This window comes from Amycolatopsis sp. NPDC004169, from assembly GCF_040610315.1.
Lineage (GTDB): Bacteria > Actinomycetota > Actinomycetes > Mycobacteriales > Pseudonocardiaceae > Amycolatopsis.
In genome coordinates, this window is the sequence record NZ_JBEXMD010000030.1 from 25,845 (window position 1) to 46,176 (window position 20,332).

Here is a 20,332-nt window from a genome sequence, read left to right on the forward strand (position 1 = left end):
GGCGCAACGAGGGCCTGCCACCAAAGTAGGTGGCAGGCCCCGCCGGGTCAGCTCACGGTGACCCCGGTGTCGTCCACGGCGAACGACGTCTGCAGCGACTGGTCCTCCGTCCCGGCGAACTTCAGCGTGACCGTCTGGCCCGCGTACGCGGACAGGTCGAGCGTCTTCTGGACGTACGCCGAGTTGCGGTCGAGGTTCGAGTACGTCGCCAGCGTCGCCGAACCCGCGGACACCACGAGCTTGTCGTAGGCCACGTTCTCGGTCTCCGCCGTCCACACGCGCAGCCAGAACGTCAGGCTCCCCTTGCAGCCGGCCGGAATGGTGACCGACTGCGTCAGCGTGTCCGTGTGCGCCGAACCCCAGCCGCCGAGCCAGGAGTCGTAGCTGCCCGTGCGCGCCGGCGCCTGGCTGCCCCACTGGCCGATGGTGGTGTTCGGGTCGGTCCAGGACGCCTGGCCGGACTCGAAGCCCGGGTTCTGCACCAGCTGGCCACTGCACCCGCCCGGGGGAGTCGTGGTGGTCGGCGGCGTGGTGGTCGGGGGCGTGGTCGTGGTCGGCGGGGTGCCGGTGCACGTCGGGTCACCGGACTGCGCCGGGACGCTCACCGCGTTCCACGCCGCCTTCACCGCGTCGAACTCGGCGCAGCTGTTCGGGTACAGGTTCTTCGCGGCCTGCAGCGTCCACGTCCGGTAGCGCAGGTACGAGCTGCCGGACGTCTTCAGCTGCACCGCGCCGTGCATGATGTTGATCGCCTTGCGGATGCCGATGCCGGAGAGCGTGCTGCCGTTGCACGTCGAGCTGGCCGGCTGCCCGTTCGTCGGGTTGCTGCCCTCGGCGAGCAGGTAGAACCAGTGGTCGCCGGGCCCGGCCGCCTTGTGCACCTCGGCGTTCGGTGTCGAGCTGGAGTAGCAGTTCGGGTCGCCGACCTTCGACGGGTCGTACATGTACCGGATCGCGCCGGTGCCGACCAGGTTGACCTCCTCGCCGATCGCGTAGTCCGGCGGGTCGTACTGCGACGGCTCGTTCGCGTAGAACTCGGTCGCCGTGCCGAAGGTGTCCGCGATGAACTCCTGCGTGCCACCGCCGGAGAAGCCGCCGGAGCCGGAGTAGTCGTCGATGCCGTGGCCCATCTCGTGGCCGAGGATGTCCAGGGAGCCGACCCACTCGCCGCTCGGGTTGTGCCCGAGGTTCACGTACGCCGGACGCGAGTTGTAGTAGTACGCGTTTTCGTCGTCGAGCCCGACGCGGATCTTCCACGCGCCGCCGTTGCCGGTGAAGCCGTTGCGGCCCACCCATTCCGAGAGCATCTTCTTCTCGGTCTGCGCGACGAACAGCGCGTCGGCGCAGCCGGTCTCGATGTTCGTGCCGGTGCCGTTGCCCCAGCTGTCGTCCGGTCCGGTGAGGACGGAGTCGCTGCTGTAGTTGCGGCAGTCGAGGTTCGGCGTGTTCGGGTCGGCCATCGAGTACGTGCTGCCGGACTTCGTCGTGTTCAGCGGCAGCGACGGGCCGTTCCACTTGCCGGTGCCGGTCCCCGCGGCCAAGTGCTGGACCGTCCGCAGGACGCGCCCGTCCACCGCGTCGACGTAGACGCTCAGGCTGCTCGGCTCGCCGTGTTCGTCGGTGCCTTCGACGTTGCTCTCGTAGGCGAGCCGCCCGGCGCCGTCGGCGACCACGACGAGTTGCCCGCCCGGCAGGCTCTTCGGCCCGCGGAGCTGCTTGCGGGCCACGGCCTCGGCCTGCGCGGCGGTGAGTTTCGCGCCGTGGACGTCGAGGTCACCGAGCGCCTGCTGCTGCGCGACGGACGTGGTCTTCACCGTGCCGGCGGCGTCGGTGGCGATGACCAGGTCGCCGCCGATCACCGGCAGCCCGTCGTAGGTGCGGTCGTAGACCACGTACGACAGCCCGGCCGCCGACCGGACGTCCCGCTGGACGAACTTGTCGTGCTTGCCGGCGTGCAGGGCGGCGGGGCGGGCGGCGACCAGGCCGGCGGCGGCGCCGGTGGCGTTGGCCTGTGCCTGCGCGGCGGACGGCGGGGGCACGGGGGCGGGCTGCGCGGGCGCGGCGACGGCGATGCCGACCACCACCATGCCCGCCGCCGTCGCGCCGCCGAGCGCGGCGAACCGTTGGGGCAATCTCATGACGCTCCTTGGGAAAACGCGAAGGGGAAAGGGAGAACCCGATCGACGCTAACCGCGGAAGGAGACCGTCAGAAGATTCATCACAGCGCCGGAATTTCACGCTCCCGCACTGTGAAAGCGTGAAACGTCAGAGCGTCGTGAACCGGATGCCCGCTTTGGTGAGCCGGTCGACGAGCGCGCCGCCCATCGCGGTCGCCGTGGTCACCTGGCCCGCCGTTTCCGGCAGTTCGTCGGTCGCCAGGCACAGCGCCGACTCCGCGAGCATCTTCGCCGTTTCGTCGTAGCCCGGGTCGCCGCCGGACACCTCCGTCACCACCCGCGAGCCGCCGCCTTCGCCGACGAACCGCACCGAGAACCACGACCTCGCGCGCCGCTCGGGGCTCGGCCCGCTGCCGGGCGCGAGCAGCCGCGAGAGCGCCCGGCGGGCCGGCGGGACCTGGGCCGCGGCGAACAGCGCACCCGCACCGGCGACGCCACCGGCCAGCACCGGCAGGTGCTTGACCGCGGCGAAGTGCCGGTAGGTGAAGTCCGGCCCGTAGCGCTCGGACGCGGCGGCCGACCGGCGGACGACGTCGGCGTCGATCGTCGGCAGCGGCACCGCCCACCAGCCCGGGCCGGCGACCCGGTGCGGGCGCCCGAGCGGGGCGCGGGCGAACCGTCCGGCCGGCCGCGGCTCGGCCGCCGCCCGCTCGCGTGCCACCCTGGCCCCGGCCGGCAGCCGGGACATGATGGTCAGCGCGCTGAGGAACGTGCCGCCCGAGGGCATCCCGCCGGCCCGGACGTAGCCGTCGACCCGCAGCGGCACGCCTTGGGGCAGCTGCTGCACGGTGAACCAGGCACCGAGGTCGTGCGGGATCGAGTCGAACCCGCACGCGTGCACCAGCCGCGCGCCGGTCTCGCGGGCCCGCCGGTCGTGGGCCAGGTACATCCGGTCGACGAACTCGGGCTCGCCGGTCAGGTCGACGTAATCGGTCCCCGCATCCGCGCAGGCGGCCACCAGCGGTTCGCCGTGCGTCAGGTACGGGCCCACGGTCGAGATCACCACCTTCGTGGCCTGGGCGACGGCCCGCAGCGACGCCGGATCGCCGGAGTCGGCGACGAGCACGTCGAGCGCGGCGAACCGGTCGTCGAGCTCGGTGAGCAGCGCCCGGACGGCCTCGAGCCTGCCGCGGTTGCGCCCGGCCAGCGCCCAGCGCAGGCCCGCCGGTGCGTGCCGGGCCAGGTAGTCGGCGGTCAGGCCACCGGTGAAGCCGGTGGCGCCGAACAGGACCACGTCGTAGGCACGCATGTCTTCTCCTCCGTGGACGGCGGCGGCCTTGAGGTTACCCGTCGGTCAGTTCCCGGCGCCGGGTGAACTACCGGCGGGTACAGTGCCCCCTCGAACGCGAGGAGGCAACCGTGACCGAACGCTTCGGCAGCTACCAGAACGAGATCTACCTGCAGGGACTCGGGGGTCAGCTGCCGCCGTGCTCGACCGACGCGACGAAGCTCGAAGCGTCGGCGCGCGAGGTCATGGCGCCCGGACCGTTCTCCTACGTCGCGGGCGCGGCCGGCTCCGGCGCGACCGCCCGCGCCAACCGCGAGGCGTTCGACCGCTGGCGCGTCGTGCCCCGGATGCTGACCGGCGCCACCGACCGCGACCTGGCCACGACCGTGCTCGGCACCCGCCTGCCGGCCCCGGTGGCCGTCGCGCCCGTCGGCGTCCAGTCGATCGTCCACCCGGACGCCGAATCCGCGACCGCCCGCGCCGCCGCCTCGGTCGGGCTGCCGTTCATCCTGTCCACGGCCTCCTCGACCGGCATCGAGGACGCCGCCGCGGCCAACGGCGACGGCCCGCGCTGGTTCCAGCTGTACTGGCCGGGCGACAACGACGTCTGCGCCAGCCTGCTGACCCGGGCGAAGGCCGCGGGCTACACGGCCCTGGTCGTCACCCTCGACACGTGGACGCTGGCCTGGCGACCGTCCGATCTGGACCAGGCGTACCTGCCGTTCCTCAAGGGCGAGGGCTGCGCGGTCCCGTTCACCGACCCGGTGTTCCGCGGCCTGCTGGAGAAGACGCCGGAAGAGGACCTGAACATGGCGATCCTGCGCTGGATCGGCATGCTCACCGGCACCGACCGGACGTGGGACCAGTTGCCGTTCCTGCGCGAGCACTGGGACGGCCCGATCGTCCTCAAGGGCATCCAGCACGTCGCCGACGCGCGCCGCGCGGCCGAGGCAGGCATGGACGGCATCGTGGTGTCCAACCACGGAGGTCGCCAGGTCGACGGTGCGATCGCGGCCCTGGACGCGCTGCCGGGCATCGTCGCGGCGGTCGGCGACCGGCTGGAGGTGCTGTTCGACTCGGGCATCCGCACCGGCTCGGACGTGCTCAAGGCCCTCGCGCTGGGCGCCCGGGCGGTCCTGGTGGGGCGCCCGTGGGTGTACGGCCTGGCCCACGCGGGCGAGGCCGGCGTCCGGCACGTCCTGCGCAGCCTGCTGGCGGACTTCGACCTGACCATGGGCTTGTCCGGCCACCGCACCCTCGCCGACCTGGGGCCGGACTCGCTGCAGCGGACCTGAGGTAACGAATCGGGAATTCCGGAGACAGCCGGGCTGATCGGCGGCTCGGTGGCGCTGAACCGCGCCAAGAACGCGCCGCAGCCGCAGCCGCAGGCGCCGGTCCAGCCGCCGCAGCAGCCCGGCCGGCCCGGCTGACGCATCGCCCGTGAGGCCCCCTCGCCGCCGATGAGGGGGCCTTTCACGTGCGCCCGGTCACGCGCCGGGGATATTCGGAGGCCCGGTCCGTCACGCACGGCTATCCTTGGACCGAGAATGTCCGAGCCATCCCCCTTCACCGCGCTGCGAGCGCGCCTGCCCGAGCTGATGCCGCGTGACGAGCTGCGGCTGCGTCGCCGGCTCGAAGGCGCCCGCAAAGCCCGCAACCGCGACTCCGTGCTCGCGCAGATCGCCGCCGACATCGACAAGGCCGAGCTGCGCGTCCAGTCGCGGCGCGCGAGCGTGCCCAAGATCGAGTACCCGCAAGAGCTGCCGGTCAGCAAGCTCAAGGACGAGATCGCCGCGGCCATCGACAAGCACCAGGTCGTGATCGTCGCGGGGGAGACCGGCTCCGGCAAGACCACCCAGCTGCCGAAGATCTGCCTGGAGCTCGGCCGCGGCATCCGCGGCCAGATCGGGCACACCCAGCCGCGGCGGCTGGCCGCGCGCACCGTCGCCGACCGGATCGCCAGCGAACTCCACACCGAGCTGGGCGACGCCGTCGGCTACAAGGTCCGGTTCACCGACCAGTCCGGGCAGGACACGCTGGTCAAGCTGATGACCGACGGCATCCTGCTGGCCGAGATCCAGACCGACCGGTCGCTGCGCCAGTACGACACGCTGATCATCGACGAGGCCCACGAGCGCAGCCTCAACATCGACTTCATCCTCGGCTACCTCAAGCAGCTGCTGCCCCGCCGCCCGGACCTCAAGGTCATCATCACCTCGGCGACCATCGACCCGGAGCGCTTCTCGAAGCACTTCGACGACGCGCCGATCGTCGAGGTCTCCGGGCGGACGTACCCGGTCGAGGTGCGCTACCGGCCGCTGGTCGACCCCGACGACCCTTCCGAAGACGCCGACGAGCGCGACCAGACGCAGGGCATCCTCGACGCCGTCGAGGAGCTGTGCGCCGAAGGCCCCGGCGACATCCTGGTGTTCCTCTCCGGCGAGCGCGAGATCCGCGACACCGCGGACGTGCTCAACCGGGCCAACCTGCGCAACACCGAGGTGCTGCCGCTGTACGCGCGGCTGTCCTCGGCCGAGCAGCAGCGCATCTTCCAGTCCCACACCGGGCGCCGGGTGGTGCTGGCGACGAACGTCGCCGAGACGTCGCTGACCGTGCCGGGCATCAAGTACGTCGTCGACCCGGGCACCGCGCGGATCTCCCGCTACAGCCACCGCACCAAGGTGCAGCGGCTGCCGATCGAGCCGGTGTCGCAGGCCTCGGCGAACCAGCGCAAGGGCCGCTGCGGCCGGACGTCCGACGGCATCTGCATCCGGCTCTATTCCGAAGAGGACTTCGAAAGCCGGCCCGAGTTCACCGATCCCGAAATCCTGCGGACCAACCTGGCCTCGGTCATCCTGCAGATGACGTCGCTGGGCCTCGGCGACATCGCCGCGTTCCCGTTCGTCGAGCCGCCGGACCGCCGCCAGGTCAGCGACGGCATCGGCCTGCTGCAGGAGCTGGGCGCGTTCTCCTCGACGAGTTCCGACCGCAGCCTGACCGACATCGGCCGCAAGCTCGCGCAGCTGCCGGTCGACCCGCGGATGGGCCGGATGGTCCTGGAGGCCGCCCGCAACGGCTGTGTCCGCGAAGTGATGATCATCGCGGCCGCACTGTCCATTCAGGACCCGCGCGAGCGGCCGGCCGAGAAGCAGCAGGCGGCCGACGCCCAGCACGCGCGGTTCGCCGACCCGACGTCGGACTTCCTGGCCTACCTGAACCTCTGGGAGTACGTCGCCGAGCAGCAGAAGGCGTTGTCCGGAAACCAGTTCCGCCGCATGTGCCGCACGGAGTACCTGAACTACCTGCGCCTGCGCGAGTGGCAGGACATCTTCAGCCAGCTGCGCCAGCTGGCCAAGCCGCTCGGGATCTCCCTGAACACGAACACCGCCCCGGTGGACCCGCAGCGCGTGCACACGTCGCTGATCGCCGGGCTGCTCTCCCACATCGGGCTCAAGGACCCGGCCAAGGGCGACTACCTGGGCGCGCGCGGCGCCCGCTTCGGCATCTTCCCGGGGTCGGCGCTGTTCAAGAAGCAGCCGCGCTGGGTGATGTCGGCGGAGCTGGTCGAGACGTCCCGGCTGTGGGCGCGGGTCAACGCGCGCATCGAGCCCGAATGGGTCGAGCCGCTGGCCCAGCACGTCGTCAAGCGGTCGTACTCCGAGCCGCACTGGGAACGCAAGCAGGGCGCGGTGATCGCGACCGAGAAGGTGACGCTGTACGGTGTCCCGCTGATCGCCGACCGCCGCGTCAACTACGGCCGGATCGACCCGGAGATGTCGCGGGCGCTGTTCATCCGGCACGCGCTGGTGGAGGGCGACTGGCAGACGCGCCACCACTTCTTCGCCGAGAACCGCGCGCTGCTGGAGGAGGTCGAGGACCTCGAGAACCGCGCCCGGCGGCGCGACATCCTGGTCGACGACCAGACGCTGTACGAGTTCTACGACGCGCGCGTCCCGGCGGACGTCGTCTCGGTGCGCCACTTCGACAGCTGGTGGAAGAAGGCCCGGCACACCGATCCCGACCTGCTGTCGTTCGAGAAGTCCATGCTCATCAACGAGTCCGCGGGCAGCGTCCGCGAGGGCGACTACCCGGACTCGTGGACGCAGGGCGCGCAGGTGTTCAAGCTGACCTACCAGTTCGAGCCGGGGGCGGACGCCGACGGCGTCACCGTGCACATCCCGCTGCCGGTGCTGAACCAGGTGACCCCGGACGGGTTCGACTGGCAGGTGCCGGGCCTGCGCGCGGAGCTGGTGACGCAGCTGATCAAGTCACTGCCGAAGGCGTTGCGCCGCAACTTCGTCCCGGCGCCGGACACCGCGCGGGACGTTCTTTCGCGAGTGTCCCCTTCGGACGGTCCGCTGCTGGAGGTGCTCGGCCGCGAGCTGCGGGCGCTGCGCGGGATCACCGTGCCGTACGCGGACTGGGATCCGGCTTCGGTGCCGGATCACTTGAAGATGACGTTCCGCGTGGTCGACGAGCGGGGTCGCCGGGTGGCCGAGGGCAAGGACGTCGCGGAACTCCAGCGGCGGCTGGCGCCGAAGGTCCGCGAGACGATCTCGAAGGCGGCCAACACGCTGGAGAAGGCCGGGCTGACGAAACCGTCGTTCGGCTCGCTGCCGAAGGTGTTCGAGTCGACGCAGCGCGGCCACGACGTGAAGGCGTACCCGGCGCTGGTGGACGAAGGTGCGTCGGTGGCGGTGCGGCTGCTGGACACGCCGGAGCAGCAGCGGCACGCGATGTGGGCGGGCACCCGGCGGATGCTGCGGCTGAACCTGAACTCGCCGATGAAGTTCATCACGAGGTCGCTGTCCAACTCGTCGAAGCTGGTGCTGAACCGCAACCCGCACGGAAGTGTCGCGGCCCTGCTGGAGGACTGCGTCGACTGCGCGGTGGACGCCCTGATGACGGCCGCCGGCGGCCCGGCGTTCGACGAGGCGGGCTTCCAGGTGCTGCTGTCGAAGGTGCGCGAGGGTCTGCACACCGAGGTGCTAACGGTGTTGACGGACGTGGAGAAGATCCTCCGCGCGGCGAACGACGTCGAGGTCCAGCTGTCGTCGGCCCGCGGCCCGGCGGAGTCGCTGGCGGACATCCGGGCTCAGCTGTCGGCGCTGGTGTACCCGGGTTTCGTGACGGAGACGGGCGCTTCGCGGCTGCGGCACGTGGTGCGGTACCTGCAGGGGATTTCCCGCAGGTTGGAGAAGCTGGTTTCGGAGCCGACGCGCGACCTGCAGCGGACGGCGGACATCGCGTGGATCACGCGGGAGTATGCCGACGCCTTGGCATCGTTGCCGCCGGGCACCTCGTCCCCGGCGTTGCGCGAGGTGCGGTGGATGATCGAGGAATTGCGGGTTTCGTTCTTCGCGCAGACGCTGGGGACGGCGCATCCGGTGTCGTTGAAGCGGATCACGAAGGCCTTGGACGACGCCCTGGGTTAGAGGAAGACCCGCGCGATCTCCAACCACGTCCGCGCGTCTTGGCCGACCGCGGTCAGGCCCGTTTCGGCCAGCCGGCGGCGCTGGGTGACGCGGAGGCAGAAGTCGAGCGCGCTGCCCTCGATCCGCTGCGCGGCGTCGGCCGGGCCCCACGTCCAGGTCTCGCCGCCCGGACCGGTCAGCTCGAGGCGGAACGGCTCCGCCGGAATCGGCAGCTGGGCCGCGTAGAAGGACAGCGTCCGGCCTTCGACACCCAGCGCGGCCACGTGCCGGAGCCTGCCGGTCGGCCGGTGCTCGGCGCCGAGGGTGTCGTAGACGTCCTGGCCGTGCGCCCACGTCTCCAGCAGCCGCAGCGGCACCATCAGTGCCGGTGTCACCGCCGAGCCGATCCACGGGAACGCCCGCTCGCGCGGTACCTCGCGCAGCGCCGCCGCCACCTCGGCGCGGCCGGTACGCCAGCGTTCCAGCAGCGCTTCCCGCGGTTCGGCCGCGCCCGCGGCGGCTACCGCGTCAGCGTCTTCCGGCTTTTCGTCGAAGGCTTCCGGGGTCCGCAGGGCGACGAGCAGGTTTGCGTCGGCGGCGGCGAGGTGGGCGATCTGGTGGGCGATCGTCCAGCCCGCGGCCGGGGTCGGGCGGGTCCAGTCGGGCGCCGCCGAGACGAGGGCGTCGAGTTCGTCTCCCTCGGCCACCAGATCGGGCAACGCGCGGTTGTGGTCCACCGCGGAAAGGTCGAGGCCGTAGTCGATCATTGTTCCAAACTACCGAAATACCGGAATGTCCGGCTTCGAACTTCCGTCGGTTGACCGGGTTCGCCCGCCGGACAAGCCTGGATCGGCTGGAGACCTTCCTGGAAAGGACTTTCCGATGTCCTTGGGTGTTTCGTCCGTCAGGCGAAGAATCGCCGTCGCCTGTGCCGCTCTTCTCTTGCCGCTCGTCCTCGCGCCCGCCGCGCACGCGGCCACCGGGGGTTCGCCGCTGCCGGTCAATCCGCACACCGGCAAGCAGCGGCTCGCGGAAGAAGCCCGGCACGACGTGCCGAATCCACTGCTCAAGGAGCAGTTCGCCGAGGAGGAAGAGGAGGACGGCGACAACCCCGCGCTGTCCGCGCTCTGCCAGACCTACATCGGCAAGCCGAACCCGTACCGGCCGCTCGCGCCGAACACCGACGTCATCGACGGCGACACGATCGTGCCGACCGGCAGCCAGACCGGTTGCAGCACGGCCCAGAACGAGACCACCATCGCCGTCAACCCGGAGAACCCGCGCAACATCGTCGCCGGGTCCAACGACTACCGGCTGTACAACGCGCGCGAGTCCCGCAACGACTCCGGCGGCTTCGCCTACACCTCGTTCGACGGCGGCCGGACCTGGGCGAACGTCCAGCTGCCGCACCTGGACTACCCGACCGGGGCGGCCGCCCCACTGTCCTACATGGACGCTGCCGGCGACCCGGCGATCGCCTTCGGGCCGCACAACACCGTGTACTACGCGACGCTGGTGTTCAGCCGCGCCGCGGTTCCCGACGACCAGCAGCTCGCCAGCGGCATCGCGGTGTCGGTGTCCCACGACGGCGGCCGCAGCTTCGGTGACCCGGCGATCCTGCACCTCGACGGCGTCACCCCGGCGGGCACGCCGACGCCGGCGAACATCTTCAACGACAAGGAGTGGATCGCCGCCGACCCGGTGACCGGCGACGTCTACGTGACCTGGACGCAGTTCACCTACGACGCGACCGGCGCGTTCGTCGAGTCGCCGATCGTGCTGTCGAAGTCCCGTGACTTCGGCCGGACGTGGTCGCCGCTGCGGCGGATTTCGCCGTCGCTGACCGGGTTCCACGGCGGGATCACGCCGTTCGGCAGCGGCTCGAACCCGGTCGTCACCCGCGACGGGACGCTCCAGGTGGCGTACGAGACGTCGGTGTGCGCGACGGCCGCGTGCGACCAGCCCGCCGACCACGACGCGGTCGTCGTGGCGACCTCGCGCGACGGCGGCCGGACGTTCCGGCACACCGAGGTGGCGCTCGACTTCGACTTCCCGGTGGACGAAGACGTCGCCAACAACGCGCTGACCGGCGAGAACTTCCGGATCAACAGCTTCCCGCAGCTGACGTACGACCGCGTCACGGACCACCTGTGGGTGACCTGGGCCGACGACCGCAACGGCACGTACCGCGACGGCGAGTCCGTGAAGACGAACGGCGACGCCTTCCTGAGCGGCTCCGACGGCCGGCACGGCTGGTCCGCGCCGGTGAAGGTCGGCACGGCCGCCGACGAGGTGTTCCCGGCGGTGGCGGCGTTCGGCGGGCGGGTCGCGGTCACGTCGTACACCCGCGCGTACGACCCGAACGGCATCGGGCTGGACTACGCGTACGCGACGGGCTGGGGCGATCGCCTGTCCCCGCTCCGCAGGATCACCACGCAGACGGCGAACCCGCAGGTCCAGTTCGTCTCGACGGGAGCGGAGACGGGCAAGGAGCTCCAGGGCGTGTTCATCGGCGACTACACGGCGGCGGCGGTCGGCGCGGACTTCAAGCTGCACCCGGCCTGGACCGACTTCCGCGGCAACCCGGGCCGGACCCTGCCGAACCAGGACGTCGGGACGCAGACGCTCCCGATGTTCCCGTAGCGGGTGACCGGGGCGGCCGCCGCGACCAGGGCGGCGGCCGCCCCGGCGTACCCGGAGGGTCGGCTCGCGTACCCACGGAGTCGGTTCGCGTACCTGGAGGGTCGGGCCGCGTACCTGGGGGGTCGGGCCGCGCATCTGGAGGGTCGGCTCGCGTACCCGCGGAGTCGGTTCGCGTGCCTGGAGGGTCGGTTCGCGGGAACGGGACCCGAACTCGCGTGATTGGGGGCGGGACTCGCGTGATCGGGCGGGGATCTCGCGTGATTGGCGGGGCATCTCGCGTGATCGGGCGGGCATCACTTGCTATTTGGCGTCGGCGTAGGTGTCGACCGCTGCGGTTTGCATCGGGAAGCGGACCGGGCAGGCCGGGCCGAACAGGAGGCGGGCCGCCTCGGAGACCGAGTCCGTGATGGCCGTGGCGACCTCGTCGGCCAGGGCGGCCGGGGTGTGGACGATCACCTCGTCGTGCTGGAAGAAGACCAGGTGGGCCGGGGACGGCAGCCGGGTGCGCAGGGTCGCCAGCATCACCGCCGTCATGTCGGCCGCGCTCGCCTGGACCACGAAGTTGCGCGTGAACCGGCCCCAGCCCCGCGACGCCCGGCGCGCCTTCAGCTCCGCCGCTTCGTCGGAAGCCAGCCCGCCCGTCAACGCCCGCCACGCCGCCGACGGCGCCGGCGACGTGCGGCCCAGCCGGGACCGGACCCGTTCGCCGCGCTCGCCCGCCTGCGCCGCTCGCTCCACATAGGACACCGCGTCCGGGAACCGCTGCCGCAGCAGGCCGAGCAGCGGCCCGGCCTCCCCGGACGTGCCGCCGTACATCGCCGACAGCATCGCGATCTTCGCCCGGGCCCGGTCGTCGCGGTCGTCGTTCGCGGCCGGGACCCAGCGGGCACCCGAGAACAGCGCCTCGCCCAGCCGGGCGTACAGGTCCGTCGCCGCCGCGACGCCGGCCAGCCGCCGGTCGCCCGACAGCGCCGTGAGCACCCGCGGCTCCAGCTGGGCCGCGTCCGCCACCACGAGCTTCCAGCCCGGGTCCGCGCGGACGCACGTCCGGAGCACCTTCGGGATCTGCAGCGCCCCGCCGCCGCGGCTGGCCCAGCGCCCCGACACCACGCCGCCGACGACGTAGTGCGGGCGGAACCGGCCGTCGGTGACCCACTCCTCCAGCCACGCCCAGCCGTTCGCGGTGTACAGCCGCGACAGCTCCTTGTACTCCAGCAACGGCCCGACCGCCGGGTGGTCGATGCCGCGGAGCAGGTACTTCCGGGCCGCCGGCACCTCGATCCCCTCGCGGGCCAGCGCCCGGACCACGCTCGGCGGCGAGTCCGGGTTCACCGGCCGCCCGCCGAACGCCTCGCTGATCTTCGCCGCCAGCTCGACCAGCGCCTTCGGCCGCTGCCCGGCGGGCACGCGGGGGCCCAGCCGCGCCGCCAGCAGCTCCTCGTGCACGTCGGCGCGCCACGGCAGGCCGTCGGCCGACATCTCCGCGGCGGCCAGCGCGCTCGCCGACTCCGCGGCCAGCAGCAGCCGCATCCGGTCCGGGTGCTCGGTCGCCGCCACCCGCCGCTCCTGCTCGGCGAGGACGCGCCGCACCGCCGTGACGACCGTCACGCCTTCGGGCAGCGTCGGCACCCGCGTTTCGAACAGCGTCGGCTGCGCCAGCTCGACGGCGGACTGCTCGGACGGCGGCGGCTCCTCCCCGTTCGCCCTGGTCCAGGCCGCGCGCAGGCTCCGCGACTGCTCCTCGGCGCCCTCGTACGCCAGCAGCAGCCCTTCGGCCAGCTCGAGGTCGTAGCAGCGCCGCACCCGCAGCCCGGCCGCGATCAGCACCGGGTACGTCCGCTCCACCGACGGGAACACCCACCGCGGCGCCAGCGACGACTCCAGCTCCCGCGCCAGCCTCGCGAAAGCCTTCTCGTCCAGGCCAGACACCGTGTCCGTAGGCGTGTGCACCGTGAAGCTGCCGTCCTCCTCCCGTCCCGCGATCACCTGCACCCGGACATCATGCCGACGACCACCGACAGTTTCCGGGCTGGTGCGTTCGGCGTACGGTTGGTTTACTCTCCAGTAGCTCCCATACCGCCGGTACGCCCGCCGTCGGCATGGGCTCGTTCCCGCAGCAACGGAGGTGCTTGGATGAGCCTGGTCGCGCTCGCCACCACGGTGGCGGACAAGGTGACCGAGACGGTGCGCAGCGTCGACGTGATGCGGCGGGCGGGCCTCGTCCCGTTCCCGAGACTGGACGAGGGCGTGCGTTCGCTGGTCGCGCTGCGGAAGTTCGGCCCGTTCGCCGGCGCCAACCACATCTCCGCCCGGCGCGACCCGGCCGCCGTCGGCATCGTCGACGAGCTCGGCCCGCTCACCTACAAGCAGCTCGACGACCAGTCGAACGCGCTGGCCAGGGCCTGGTCCGAGCGCGGCATCCGGCCCGGGCAGGTGGTCGCCGCGCTCTGCCGCGACCACCGCGGCCTGGTCATCACGATGGCCGCGTCCGGCAAGCTCGGCGTCCGCCTGCTGCTGATGAACACCGGGTTCGCGAAGCCGCAGCTGGCCGACGTCGCCAAGCGCGAAGGTGTCACCGCGCTCGTCTACGACCAGGAGTTCACCGCCCTGCTCGACGCCATCCCGGAGGGCGTCGACCGCTACCTGGCCTGGGTCGACCCGGACAGCGACCTCACCGACCGGAACGTGCCGGTGCTGTCGGAGATCATCGCCAGCACCGACGACCGGCCGTGGCCCGCGCCGGCCAAGCCGGGCGGGTTCGTGCTGCTGACCAGCGGCACCACCGGCACGCCGAAGGGCGCGCCGCGACCGCACACCTCCGCGCTGGCGTCGGCGCAGTTCCTCGACCGGATCCCGCTGCGCTCGAACGAGGCCACCTACATGGGGGCGCCGCTGTTCCACGGCACCGGCCTCTCGCAGTTCATCCTGTCCTTCGCGCTCGGCTCGAAGGTCGTGATGCGGCGCAAGTTCAACCCCGAAGAGGCGCTGCGCGGGGTCGCCGAGCACCGGTGCACCGCGCTCGTGCTGGTGCCGACCATGCTGCAGCGGATCGTCGACCTGCCGAAGGACGTCCGCGAGAAGTACGACACGTCGGCGCTGCGGATCATCTTCGTCGCCGGCTCGGCCCTCTCGCCGGACCTGGGCAACCGCGCGAACGAGGCCTTCGGCCCGGTCGTGCACAACCTCTACGGCTCGACCGAAGTCGCGGTGGCCACGGTCGCCACGCCGGAGGACTGGGCGAAGGCCCCGGGCACGGTCGGCCGCGCGCCGGTCGGCTGCAAGGTCGCGCTCTACGACGAAAAAGGCAACAAGATCACCGAGCCGAACGTCACCGGACGCGTGTTCGTGGGCAGTGGCCTCAGCTTCGGCGGCTACACCGACGGCCGCCACAAGGAGATCATCGACGGCCTGCTCTCCAGCGGCGACGTCGGCCACTTCGACGAGGACGGCTTGTTGTTCATCGACGGCCGCGACGACGAGATGATCGTCTCCGGCGGCGAGAACGTGTTCCCGATCGAGGTGGAGAACCTGCTGGTCGAGCGCGAAGACGTGATCGAGGCGGCGGTGATCGGTGTCGAGGACCCGGAGTTCGGGCAGCGGCTGAAGGCGTTCGTCGTGCCGTCCGAAGGCGCCGACTTGGACGCCGACGAGATCCGCGACTACGTCAAGGCGAACCTGGCCCGCTACAAGGTGCCCCGCGACGTCGAGTTCCTGGACGAGCTGCCCCGCAACGCGACCGGGAAGGTGCTGCGCACCAAGCTTTCCTGAGCCACGCTGGACGTTGACGATCGGCCGGCGTCCGTCGCGGTGCCCGGTCGCGACGCCGACGGCTGCGGTCGCCTCCAGCCGGTTCCACCGGAACGCCGCTGTGGGTCCCCGGCCGGGCCAGTGGTGGTCGCGGTCGAGCACCCGCCCGTTCATGAGCCGGGGCACGGGGAAGACCCACCTCGCGCACGTGTACGCCAAGCCGGGCATCGCGAACCGCACCGAACTGGCCACCCTCGCGGCGGCCTGCCTCCCCTGACGACGTACCCGGAGGGTCGGTCCGCGTACCCCGATCGTCGGCCCGCGTATCCAGAGGGTCGGCCGGCGAGCCGACCGTCCAGGTACGCCAACCGACCGTCTGGGTACGCCAACCGACTGCCGGGGTATGTGGGCCGGCCGAGCCGGGTCAGTCCCAGTCGATGCCGAAGACGCCCGGGCCGAAGTCGAACGCCACCGCGTGGACCCCGTCCGCGCCGTCCAGCTTGAGCGGGCGGCGGGCGAGCGTTCCGTTCGCGCCGTTGCGGGAGTACTGCCAGCAGCGGTCCGGCGCCGTGCCCGGGGCGAACCGCACCTCCAGCAGGTACTCGCGCACCGGGCGGCGGAACTCGCGGTAGTGCGTGTTGCGGCACTCCGGGTACGGCGGCCCGCTGTTGGTCAGCGTGTACTCGATCAGGTGCGTCTCGCCGCGGTTGATCGGCTGGTCGAACAGCAGCTCGGTGACGAGCAGGCCGTGGGCCTCGTCGATCTCGGCGCGGCCGACCCGGCAGTTGCGCACCGCGTGCAGCTCGGGGACGCCCGCCGCCGGGTCGTCCTGCGTGTACACCAGGAGCCAGCGGTCCTGGCCGTCCGCGACCGCCTGGAACACCGCGCGCGCGGTCACCGCGCGCTGGCCGCCGTCCGCGGCGATCTCGCACTGGTCGTGCAGGCCCACCATCTTCAGCGGCTGCTGGCGGTCGAGCGCGTGCGGCGCCCCGACCTTCTCCAGCAGCGGCTGCAGCACCTCGCGCGGGAACGACATCGGCTCGCCGCCTGCCTGGCGCTTGCCGGCGCCGCCGCGGGGCCGGGGCGGGGGCAGCAGCCCCAGAAGGGACCCGGCCGGGACGTCGAGGATCTCTTCGAGCGTGCGGACCGCCGACAGCGAGCTCTGCCGTTCCGGCTGCCTCTTGCCCGATTGCCAATAGCTCAGCGCGGTGACGCTGACGACGACGCCGCGGGCCCGCAGCCGCGCCTGGATTCGGTCGAGCGACAGCCCGCTGGTGGCGATGGCCGCGCGCAGCCGGATGGCGAATTCGGTGCGGCCGCTCTCCTGGCCGTCACCCGTCACGCTGCCCGCCATCGCTGAAATCCCGACCCGCCCCATGCCGTCCCCCGACGATCCCCGACACGGAGCACGTTAGCAGTTTTCGCGGCGTTTCCCGCGCCCCTCTTCGGCCGCGCCGCGGACGCCGCCACTCGGTCGAACGGGCTAATACTGGCAACTGTGAACCATTGCCCCGGCCTGGGCCGACGCGCTTTCATGACTTGCCTGCGCCGGTGGCACCGCCTCCCCCTCACGGCCCGCCCGCGCGCAGGTGCGACCGGCCGCGCGAGCGGTTCCGGCTCCGGTTCACCCGGCCGCGTTGTGCGACCGGCCGAGGTGGCCGCGCGATGACCGGTGGCCCGGCGACGCCCCCAGCGCCGGGCCACCGGTCTTGTTACCAGCGGGTAGGCTTCCCCCATGGTCCTCCGGCAGAACATCCTGATCACCGGCGCCAGCAGCGGGTTGGGCGAGGGCATGGCCCGCCAGTTCGCAGCCAAGGGGCGCAACCTCGCACTGTGCGCGCGGCGCACCGAGCGGCTCGAGAAGCTGGCCGCCGAGCTCACCGCCCAGCACCCGGGGATCAAGGTCGTCATCCGCACCCTCGACGTCACCGACCACGACCGCGTGTTCACCGTCTTCGAGGAGTTCCGCGCCGAGCTCGGGTCCCTCGACCGGGTGATTGTGAACGCCGGGCTCGGGAAGGGGCAGCGGGTCGGCACCGGCCGGTTCGACGCCAACCGCCAGACCCTCGAGGTCAACTTCGTCGCGGCCGCCGCCCAGATCGAGGCCGCCGCCGGGATCTTCCGCGCGCAGGGCACCGGTCACCTCGCCGTCATCTCCTCCTTCAGCGCGCTTCGCCCGTTCCCGGGCAAGCTGACCGCGTACGCCGCTTCGAAGGCCGGCATCTCGGCGTTCGTCGACGGCACCCGGATCGAGCTGAAGCGCAAGGGCATCATCGTCACCGACGTCCGGCCCGGCTACATCGAGTCGGAGATGAACGACCGGATCGGTCGCAACCCGTTGCTGGGCAAGGCCGAGGCCGGGGCCAGGGCGCTGGCCAAGGCGATCGAGGCCGAACCGCGCCGCGCCTACGTCCCGGCGTGGCCGTGGGTGCCGCTGAGCGTCGTGATGCGCGTGGTGCCGGCCGCGCTGCTGCGGAAGTTCGCGTGAACGCCCCGGTCGAGGTCCGCGCGGAGGACGCCTTCGACGCGGGTGCGGTGCACGCCTGGCTCAGCGCGAAGGTCGAGGGCCTCGGCGACGCACCGCCGCAGGTCCGGCAGTTCCCCGGCGGCGCCTCCAACCTGACGTACCTGCTGACCTACCCGGATCGCGAGCTGATCCTGCGCCGCCCGCCCGCCGGGCACAAGGCGGCCTCGGCGCACGACATGCGGCGCGAGTACCGCGTGCAGCACGCCCTGAAACCGGTGTTCCCGTACGTGCCGCGGATGGTGGCCTTCGGCGACGACCCGGCCGTGCTCGGCGGCGACTTCTACGTCATGGAGAAGCTCGACGGCCTGATCCTGCGCGGCGACCTCCCGCCGGGCATGACGCTGGCGCCGGAGCAGGCGCGCGAGCTGTCCGGCAAGGTCGTCGACCGGCTGGTCGACCTGCACGCCGTCGACGTCGAAAAGGCCGGGCTGGCCGACCTCGGCAAGGGCGCCGGGTACGTCGAGCGGCAGATCCGCGGCTGGTCGGAGCGGTACGTGGCGGCGCGCACGGACAACGTCGGCGACTTCGCCGAGGTGCGTGCGTGGCTGGCGGCGAACCTGCCCGGCGAGGCCGGGATCTGCCTGATCCACAACGACTACCGCCTCGACAACCTGGTGCTCGACGGCCCGGCGACCTTGAACATCACCGGCGTCCTCGACTGGGAGATGGCCACCCTCGGCGACCCGCTGATGGAGCTGGGCAGCATGCTCGCCTACTGGGTGCAGGCCGGCGACGACGGCGTCATGCACACCAGCCGCCGCCAGCCGACCCACCTGCCCGGCATGTTCACCCGCGAGGAGTTCGTCGCCCGCTACGCGGAGAAGACCGGGCTGGCCATCGGGAACTGGCAGTTCTACGAGGTCTACGGCTTGTTCCGGCTCGCCGCGGTGCTGCAGCAGCTGTACCGGCGCTACCGCGACGGCGGCACCCGCAACCCGGCGTTCAAGGACTTCTGGCAGTTCGTCAACTACCTGGACTGGCGCTGCCGCGAGATCATCGCGAAGGGGAGCGTGTAGTGGGCGCGATCTACCTGGTCCGGCACGGCCAGGCGTCGTTCGGCGCGGCCGACTACGACGCGCTGTCCCCGCGCGGCTTCGAGCAGTCCACTGTGGTCGGTGCGGAACTGCTGCGCCGCGCCGTCTCCTTCAGCCAGGTCCGGTCCGGAACGCTGGCCCGCCAGCGCGACACGGCGGCGACGGCGCTGAAGGTGCTCGGCAGCGACGTCCCGGTGGCCGAGGACCCGCGCTGGAACGAGTACGACCACGTCGACATCGCGCGCCACCACGCCGGCGGGGCACCGCAGGAGGATTCGCGGTCCTACCAGGGCGTGCTGGACGCGGCCTTGACGGCGTGGACGTCGGCCGGCGCGGACGGGCCGTGCGCCGAGACGTGGCCCGCGTTCCTCGCGCGCTGCCGCGACGCGCTGGCCGAGCTGGTGGCGTCGCTGGGCAAGGGCGAGCACGCGGTCGTGTTCACCTCCGGCGGCGTGATCGCCACGCTCTGCGGCCTGCTCATGGGCACGCCCGAAACCGGCCTGCTCAAGCTCAACCGCGTCACGGTCAACGGCGGCATCACCAAGCTGGTGTCCGGGCGCGGCGGCGTCACGCTCCTGTCGTTCAACGAGCACCCGCACTTCGAGGCGGACGCCGCCTCGTTGCTCACCTATCGCTAGGAGGCACCGATGCGGTTCGGCGAGGTCACGCTGTACCCGGTGAACGGTCACGGCCCGGAGGACGTCGTCGTCGACGCCGAGGGCCGGATCTACGCCGGTGTCGACGACGGCCGGATCCTGCGCCTGTCGCCGGACGGGCAGCGCATCGACGTCATCGCCGACACGGGTGGCCGCCCGCTCGGGCTGGAGCTCTACGGCGAGGACGAGCTGCTGGTCTGCGACGCCCGCGCCGGCCTGCTGGTGGTCCCCCTCGCCGGCGGCACGCCTTCGGTGCTGGCCACTTCCGCGCTGGGCCTGGACTTCGTGTTCTGCAACAACGCGGCGGTGGCGTCCGACGGGACGATCTACTTCACGGATTCGTCCCGCCGCTTCGGCATCGACAACTGGCGCGACGACCTGATCGAGCAGACGGCGGGCGGCCGCCTGCTGCGCCGCGCCCCGGACGGCTCGATCGACCTGCTCCTGGACGGCCTCCAGTTCGCGAACGGCGTCGCACTGGCCCCGGACGAGTCGTTCGTGGCGGTGGCCGAGACGGGCGCGTGCCGGGTCTCCCGGGTGTGGCTTTCCGACGGCCGCTCCGACGTGTTGGTGGACGGCCTGTGGGGCTTCCCGGACAACATCTCGACGGGCACGGACGGGCTCATCTGGATCACCCAGGCGTCCCCGAAGGTGGCGGCGCTGGACGTGGTCCGGCGGTTGCCGGCGTTCCTGCGGGCGGGCGTCCGTCGGCTGCCGACGTCGCTGCAGCCCTCGCCGGGACGTGAGGTGGGTGTCCTGGGCGTGGCGGCGGACGGGACGGTGACGCGCGAGCTGCGCGGCGAGATCGACGGCTTCCACATGCTGGTGGGCGTCCGCGAGTGGCGGGGGCAGCTGTACTTCGGGTCGCTGGAGGAGACGGCGATCGCGGTGACGACCGTGAGCTGA

General features: G+C 71.9%; 13 protein-coding genes. 8 read left to right on the forward strand and 5 right to left on the reverse strand.

Features of this window, described 5'->3' with window-relative positions:
* Positions 1–47: 47 nt before the first annotated feature.
* Positions 48–2,138, reverse strand: a complete 2,091-nt coding sequence (locus tag ABZX11_RS32340; protein ID WP_354920104.1) for a M4 family metallopeptidase — start codon at positions 2,136–2,138, stop codon at positions 48–50.
* 127 nt (positions 2,139–2,265) lie between these two features.
* Complete coding sequence (locus ABZX11_RS32345; protein WP_354920107.1) at positions 2,266–3,426, reverse strand: saccharopine dehydrogenase NADP-binding domain-containing protein; 1,161 nt, start codon at positions 3,424–3,426, stop codon at positions 2,266–2,268.
* A 110-nt stretch (positions 3,427–3,536) separates the two neighbouring features.
* On the opposite strand from ABZX11_RS32345, the gene ABZX11_RS32350 reads away from it, so the two are divergent.
* Together ABZX11_RS32350 and hrpA are read left to right on the forward strand one after the other, a co-directional pair.
* On the forward strand, positions 3,537–4,700 hold the full coding sequence (locus ABZX11_RS32350) for a lactate 2-monooxygenase (protein WP_176175631.1): 1,164 nt from the start codon (positions 3,537–3,539) through the stop codon (positions 4,698–4,700).
* 252 nt (positions 4,701–4,952) lie between these two features.
* Positions 4,953–8,840 (forward strand): ATP-dependent RNA helicase HrpA, encoded by a 3,888-nt coding sequence (gene hrpA / locus ABZX11_RS32355; protein WP_354920110.1) that lies wholly within the window; start codon positions 4,953–4,955, stop codon positions 8,838–8,840.
* Here the strand turns inward: hrpA and ABZX11_RS32360 are convergent.
* Entirely contained in the window at positions 8,837–9,586 is a 750-nt protein-coding gene (locus ABZX11_RS32360; RefSeq protein WP_176175634.1) for a maleylpyruvate isomerase family mycothiol-dependent enzyme, read from the reverse strand. The two genes, hrpA and ABZX11_RS32360, sit on opposite strands and share 4 nt — an antisense overlap.
* 175 nt (positions 9,587–9,761) lie before the next feature.
* Here ABZX11_RS32360 and ABZX11_RS32365 point away from each other — a divergent pair, with 175 nt between their 5' ends.
* On the forward strand, positions 9,762–11,462 hold the full coding sequence (locus tag ABZX11_RS32365; RefSeq protein WP_354920113.1) for a sialidase family protein: 1,701 nt from the start codon (positions 9,762–9,764) through the stop codon (positions 11,460–11,462).
* 300 nt (positions 11,463–11,762) lie between these two features.
* Here the strand turns inward: ABZX11_RS32365 and ABZX11_RS32370 are convergent, their stop codons facing one another.
* Positions 11,763–13,454: a bifunctional 3'-5' exonuclease/DNA polymerase gene (locus tag ABZX11_RS32370; protein WP_354920116.1), complete on the reverse strand. Its 1,692-nt coding sequence runs from the start codon at positions 13,452–13,454 to the stop codon at positions 11,763–11,765.
* A 141-nt stretch (positions 13,455–13,595) separates the two neighbouring features.
* Between ABZX11_RS32370 and ABZX11_RS32375 the strand changes: the two genes are divergently transcribed.
* On the forward strand, positions 13,596–15,230 hold the full coding sequence (locus ABZX11_RS32375; protein WP_176175637.1) for an acyl-CoA synthetase: 1,635 nt from the start codon (positions 13,596–13,598) through the stop codon (positions 15,228–15,230).
* 403 nt (positions 15,231–15,633) lie between these two features.
* Here the strand turns inward: ABZX11_RS32375 and ABZX11_RS32380 are convergent, their stop codons facing one another.
* Positions 15,634–16,563, reverse strand: a complete 930-nt coding sequence (locus tag ABZX11_RS32380; RefSeq protein ID WP_176175639.1) for a hypothetical protein — start codon at positions 16,561–16,563, stop codon at positions 15,634–15,636.
* Positions 16,564–16,944: 381 nt separating this feature from the next.
* Between ABZX11_RS32380 and ABZX11_RS32385 the strand changes: the two genes are divergently transcribed.
* Genes ABZX11_RS32385 through ABZX11_RS32400 form a run of 4 tightly spaced genes read left to right on the forward strand, consistent with a single transcriptional unit; the run spans position 16,945 to position 20,332 of the window.
* Positions 16,945–17,697 carry an SDR family oxidoreductase gene (locus ABZX11_RS32385; RefSeq protein WP_354920120.1) on the forward strand — a complete coding sequence of 251 codons (753 nt, stop codon included), beginning with the start codon at positions 16,945–16,947 and terminating at the stop codon, positions 17,695–17,697.
* Positions 17,694–18,752: a phosphotransferase family protein gene (locus ABZX11_RS32390; RefSeq protein WP_354920123.1), complete on the forward strand. Its 1,059-nt coding sequence runs from the start codon at positions 17,694–17,696 to the stop codon at positions 18,750–18,752. Before ABZX11_RS32385 ends, ABZX11_RS32390 begins: the two co-directional genes overlap by 4 nt.
* Complete coding sequence (locus ABZX11_RS32395; protein ID WP_176175642.1) at positions 18,752–19,408, forward strand: histidine phosphatase family protein; 657 nt, start codon at positions 18,752–18,754, stop codon at positions 19,406–19,408. Before ABZX11_RS32390 ends, ABZX11_RS32395 begins: the two co-directional genes overlap by 1 nt.
* A 9-nt stretch (positions 19,409–19,417) precedes the next feature.
* Complete coding sequence (locus tag ABZX11_RS32400; protein ID WP_354920126.1) at positions 19,418–20,332, forward strand: SMP-30/gluconolactonase/LRE family protein; 915 nt, start codon at positions 19,418–19,420, stop codon at positions 20,330–20,332.

Coding starts and splice junctions, on each gene's coding strand:
- ABZX11_RS32340 (WP_354920104.1), bottom strand. CDS start 2,138: ATGAGATTGCCCCAACGGTTCGCCGCGCTCGGCGGCGCGACGGCGGCG.
- ABZX11_RS32345 (WP_354920107.1), bottom strand. CDS start 3,426: ATGCGTGCCTACGACGTGGTCCTGTTCGGCGCCACCGGCTTCACCGGT.
- hrpA (WP_354920110.1), top strand. CDS start 4,953: ATGTCCGAGCCATCCCCCTTCACCGCGCTGCGAGCGCGCCTGCCCGAG.
- ABZX11_RS32360 (WP_176175634.1), bottom strand. CDS start 9,586: ATGATCGACTACGGCCTCGACCTTTCCGCGGTGGACCACAACCGCGCG.
- ABZX11_RS32375 (WP_176175637.1), top strand. CDS start 13,596: ATGAGCCTGGTCGCGCTCGCCACCACGGTGGCGGACAAGGTGACCGAG.
- ABZX11_RS32380 (WP_176175639.1), bottom strand. CDS start 16,563: ATGGCGGGCAGCGTGACGGGTGACGGCCAGGAGAGCGGCCGCACCGAA.
- ABZX11_RS32385 (WP_354920120.1), top strand. CDS start 16,945: ATGGTCCTCCGGCAGAACATCCTGATCACCGGCGCCAGCAGCGGGTTG.
- ABZX11_RS32400 (WP_354920126.1), top strand. CDS start 19,418: ATGCGGTTCGGCGAGGTCACGCTGTACCCGGTGAACGGTCACGGCCCG.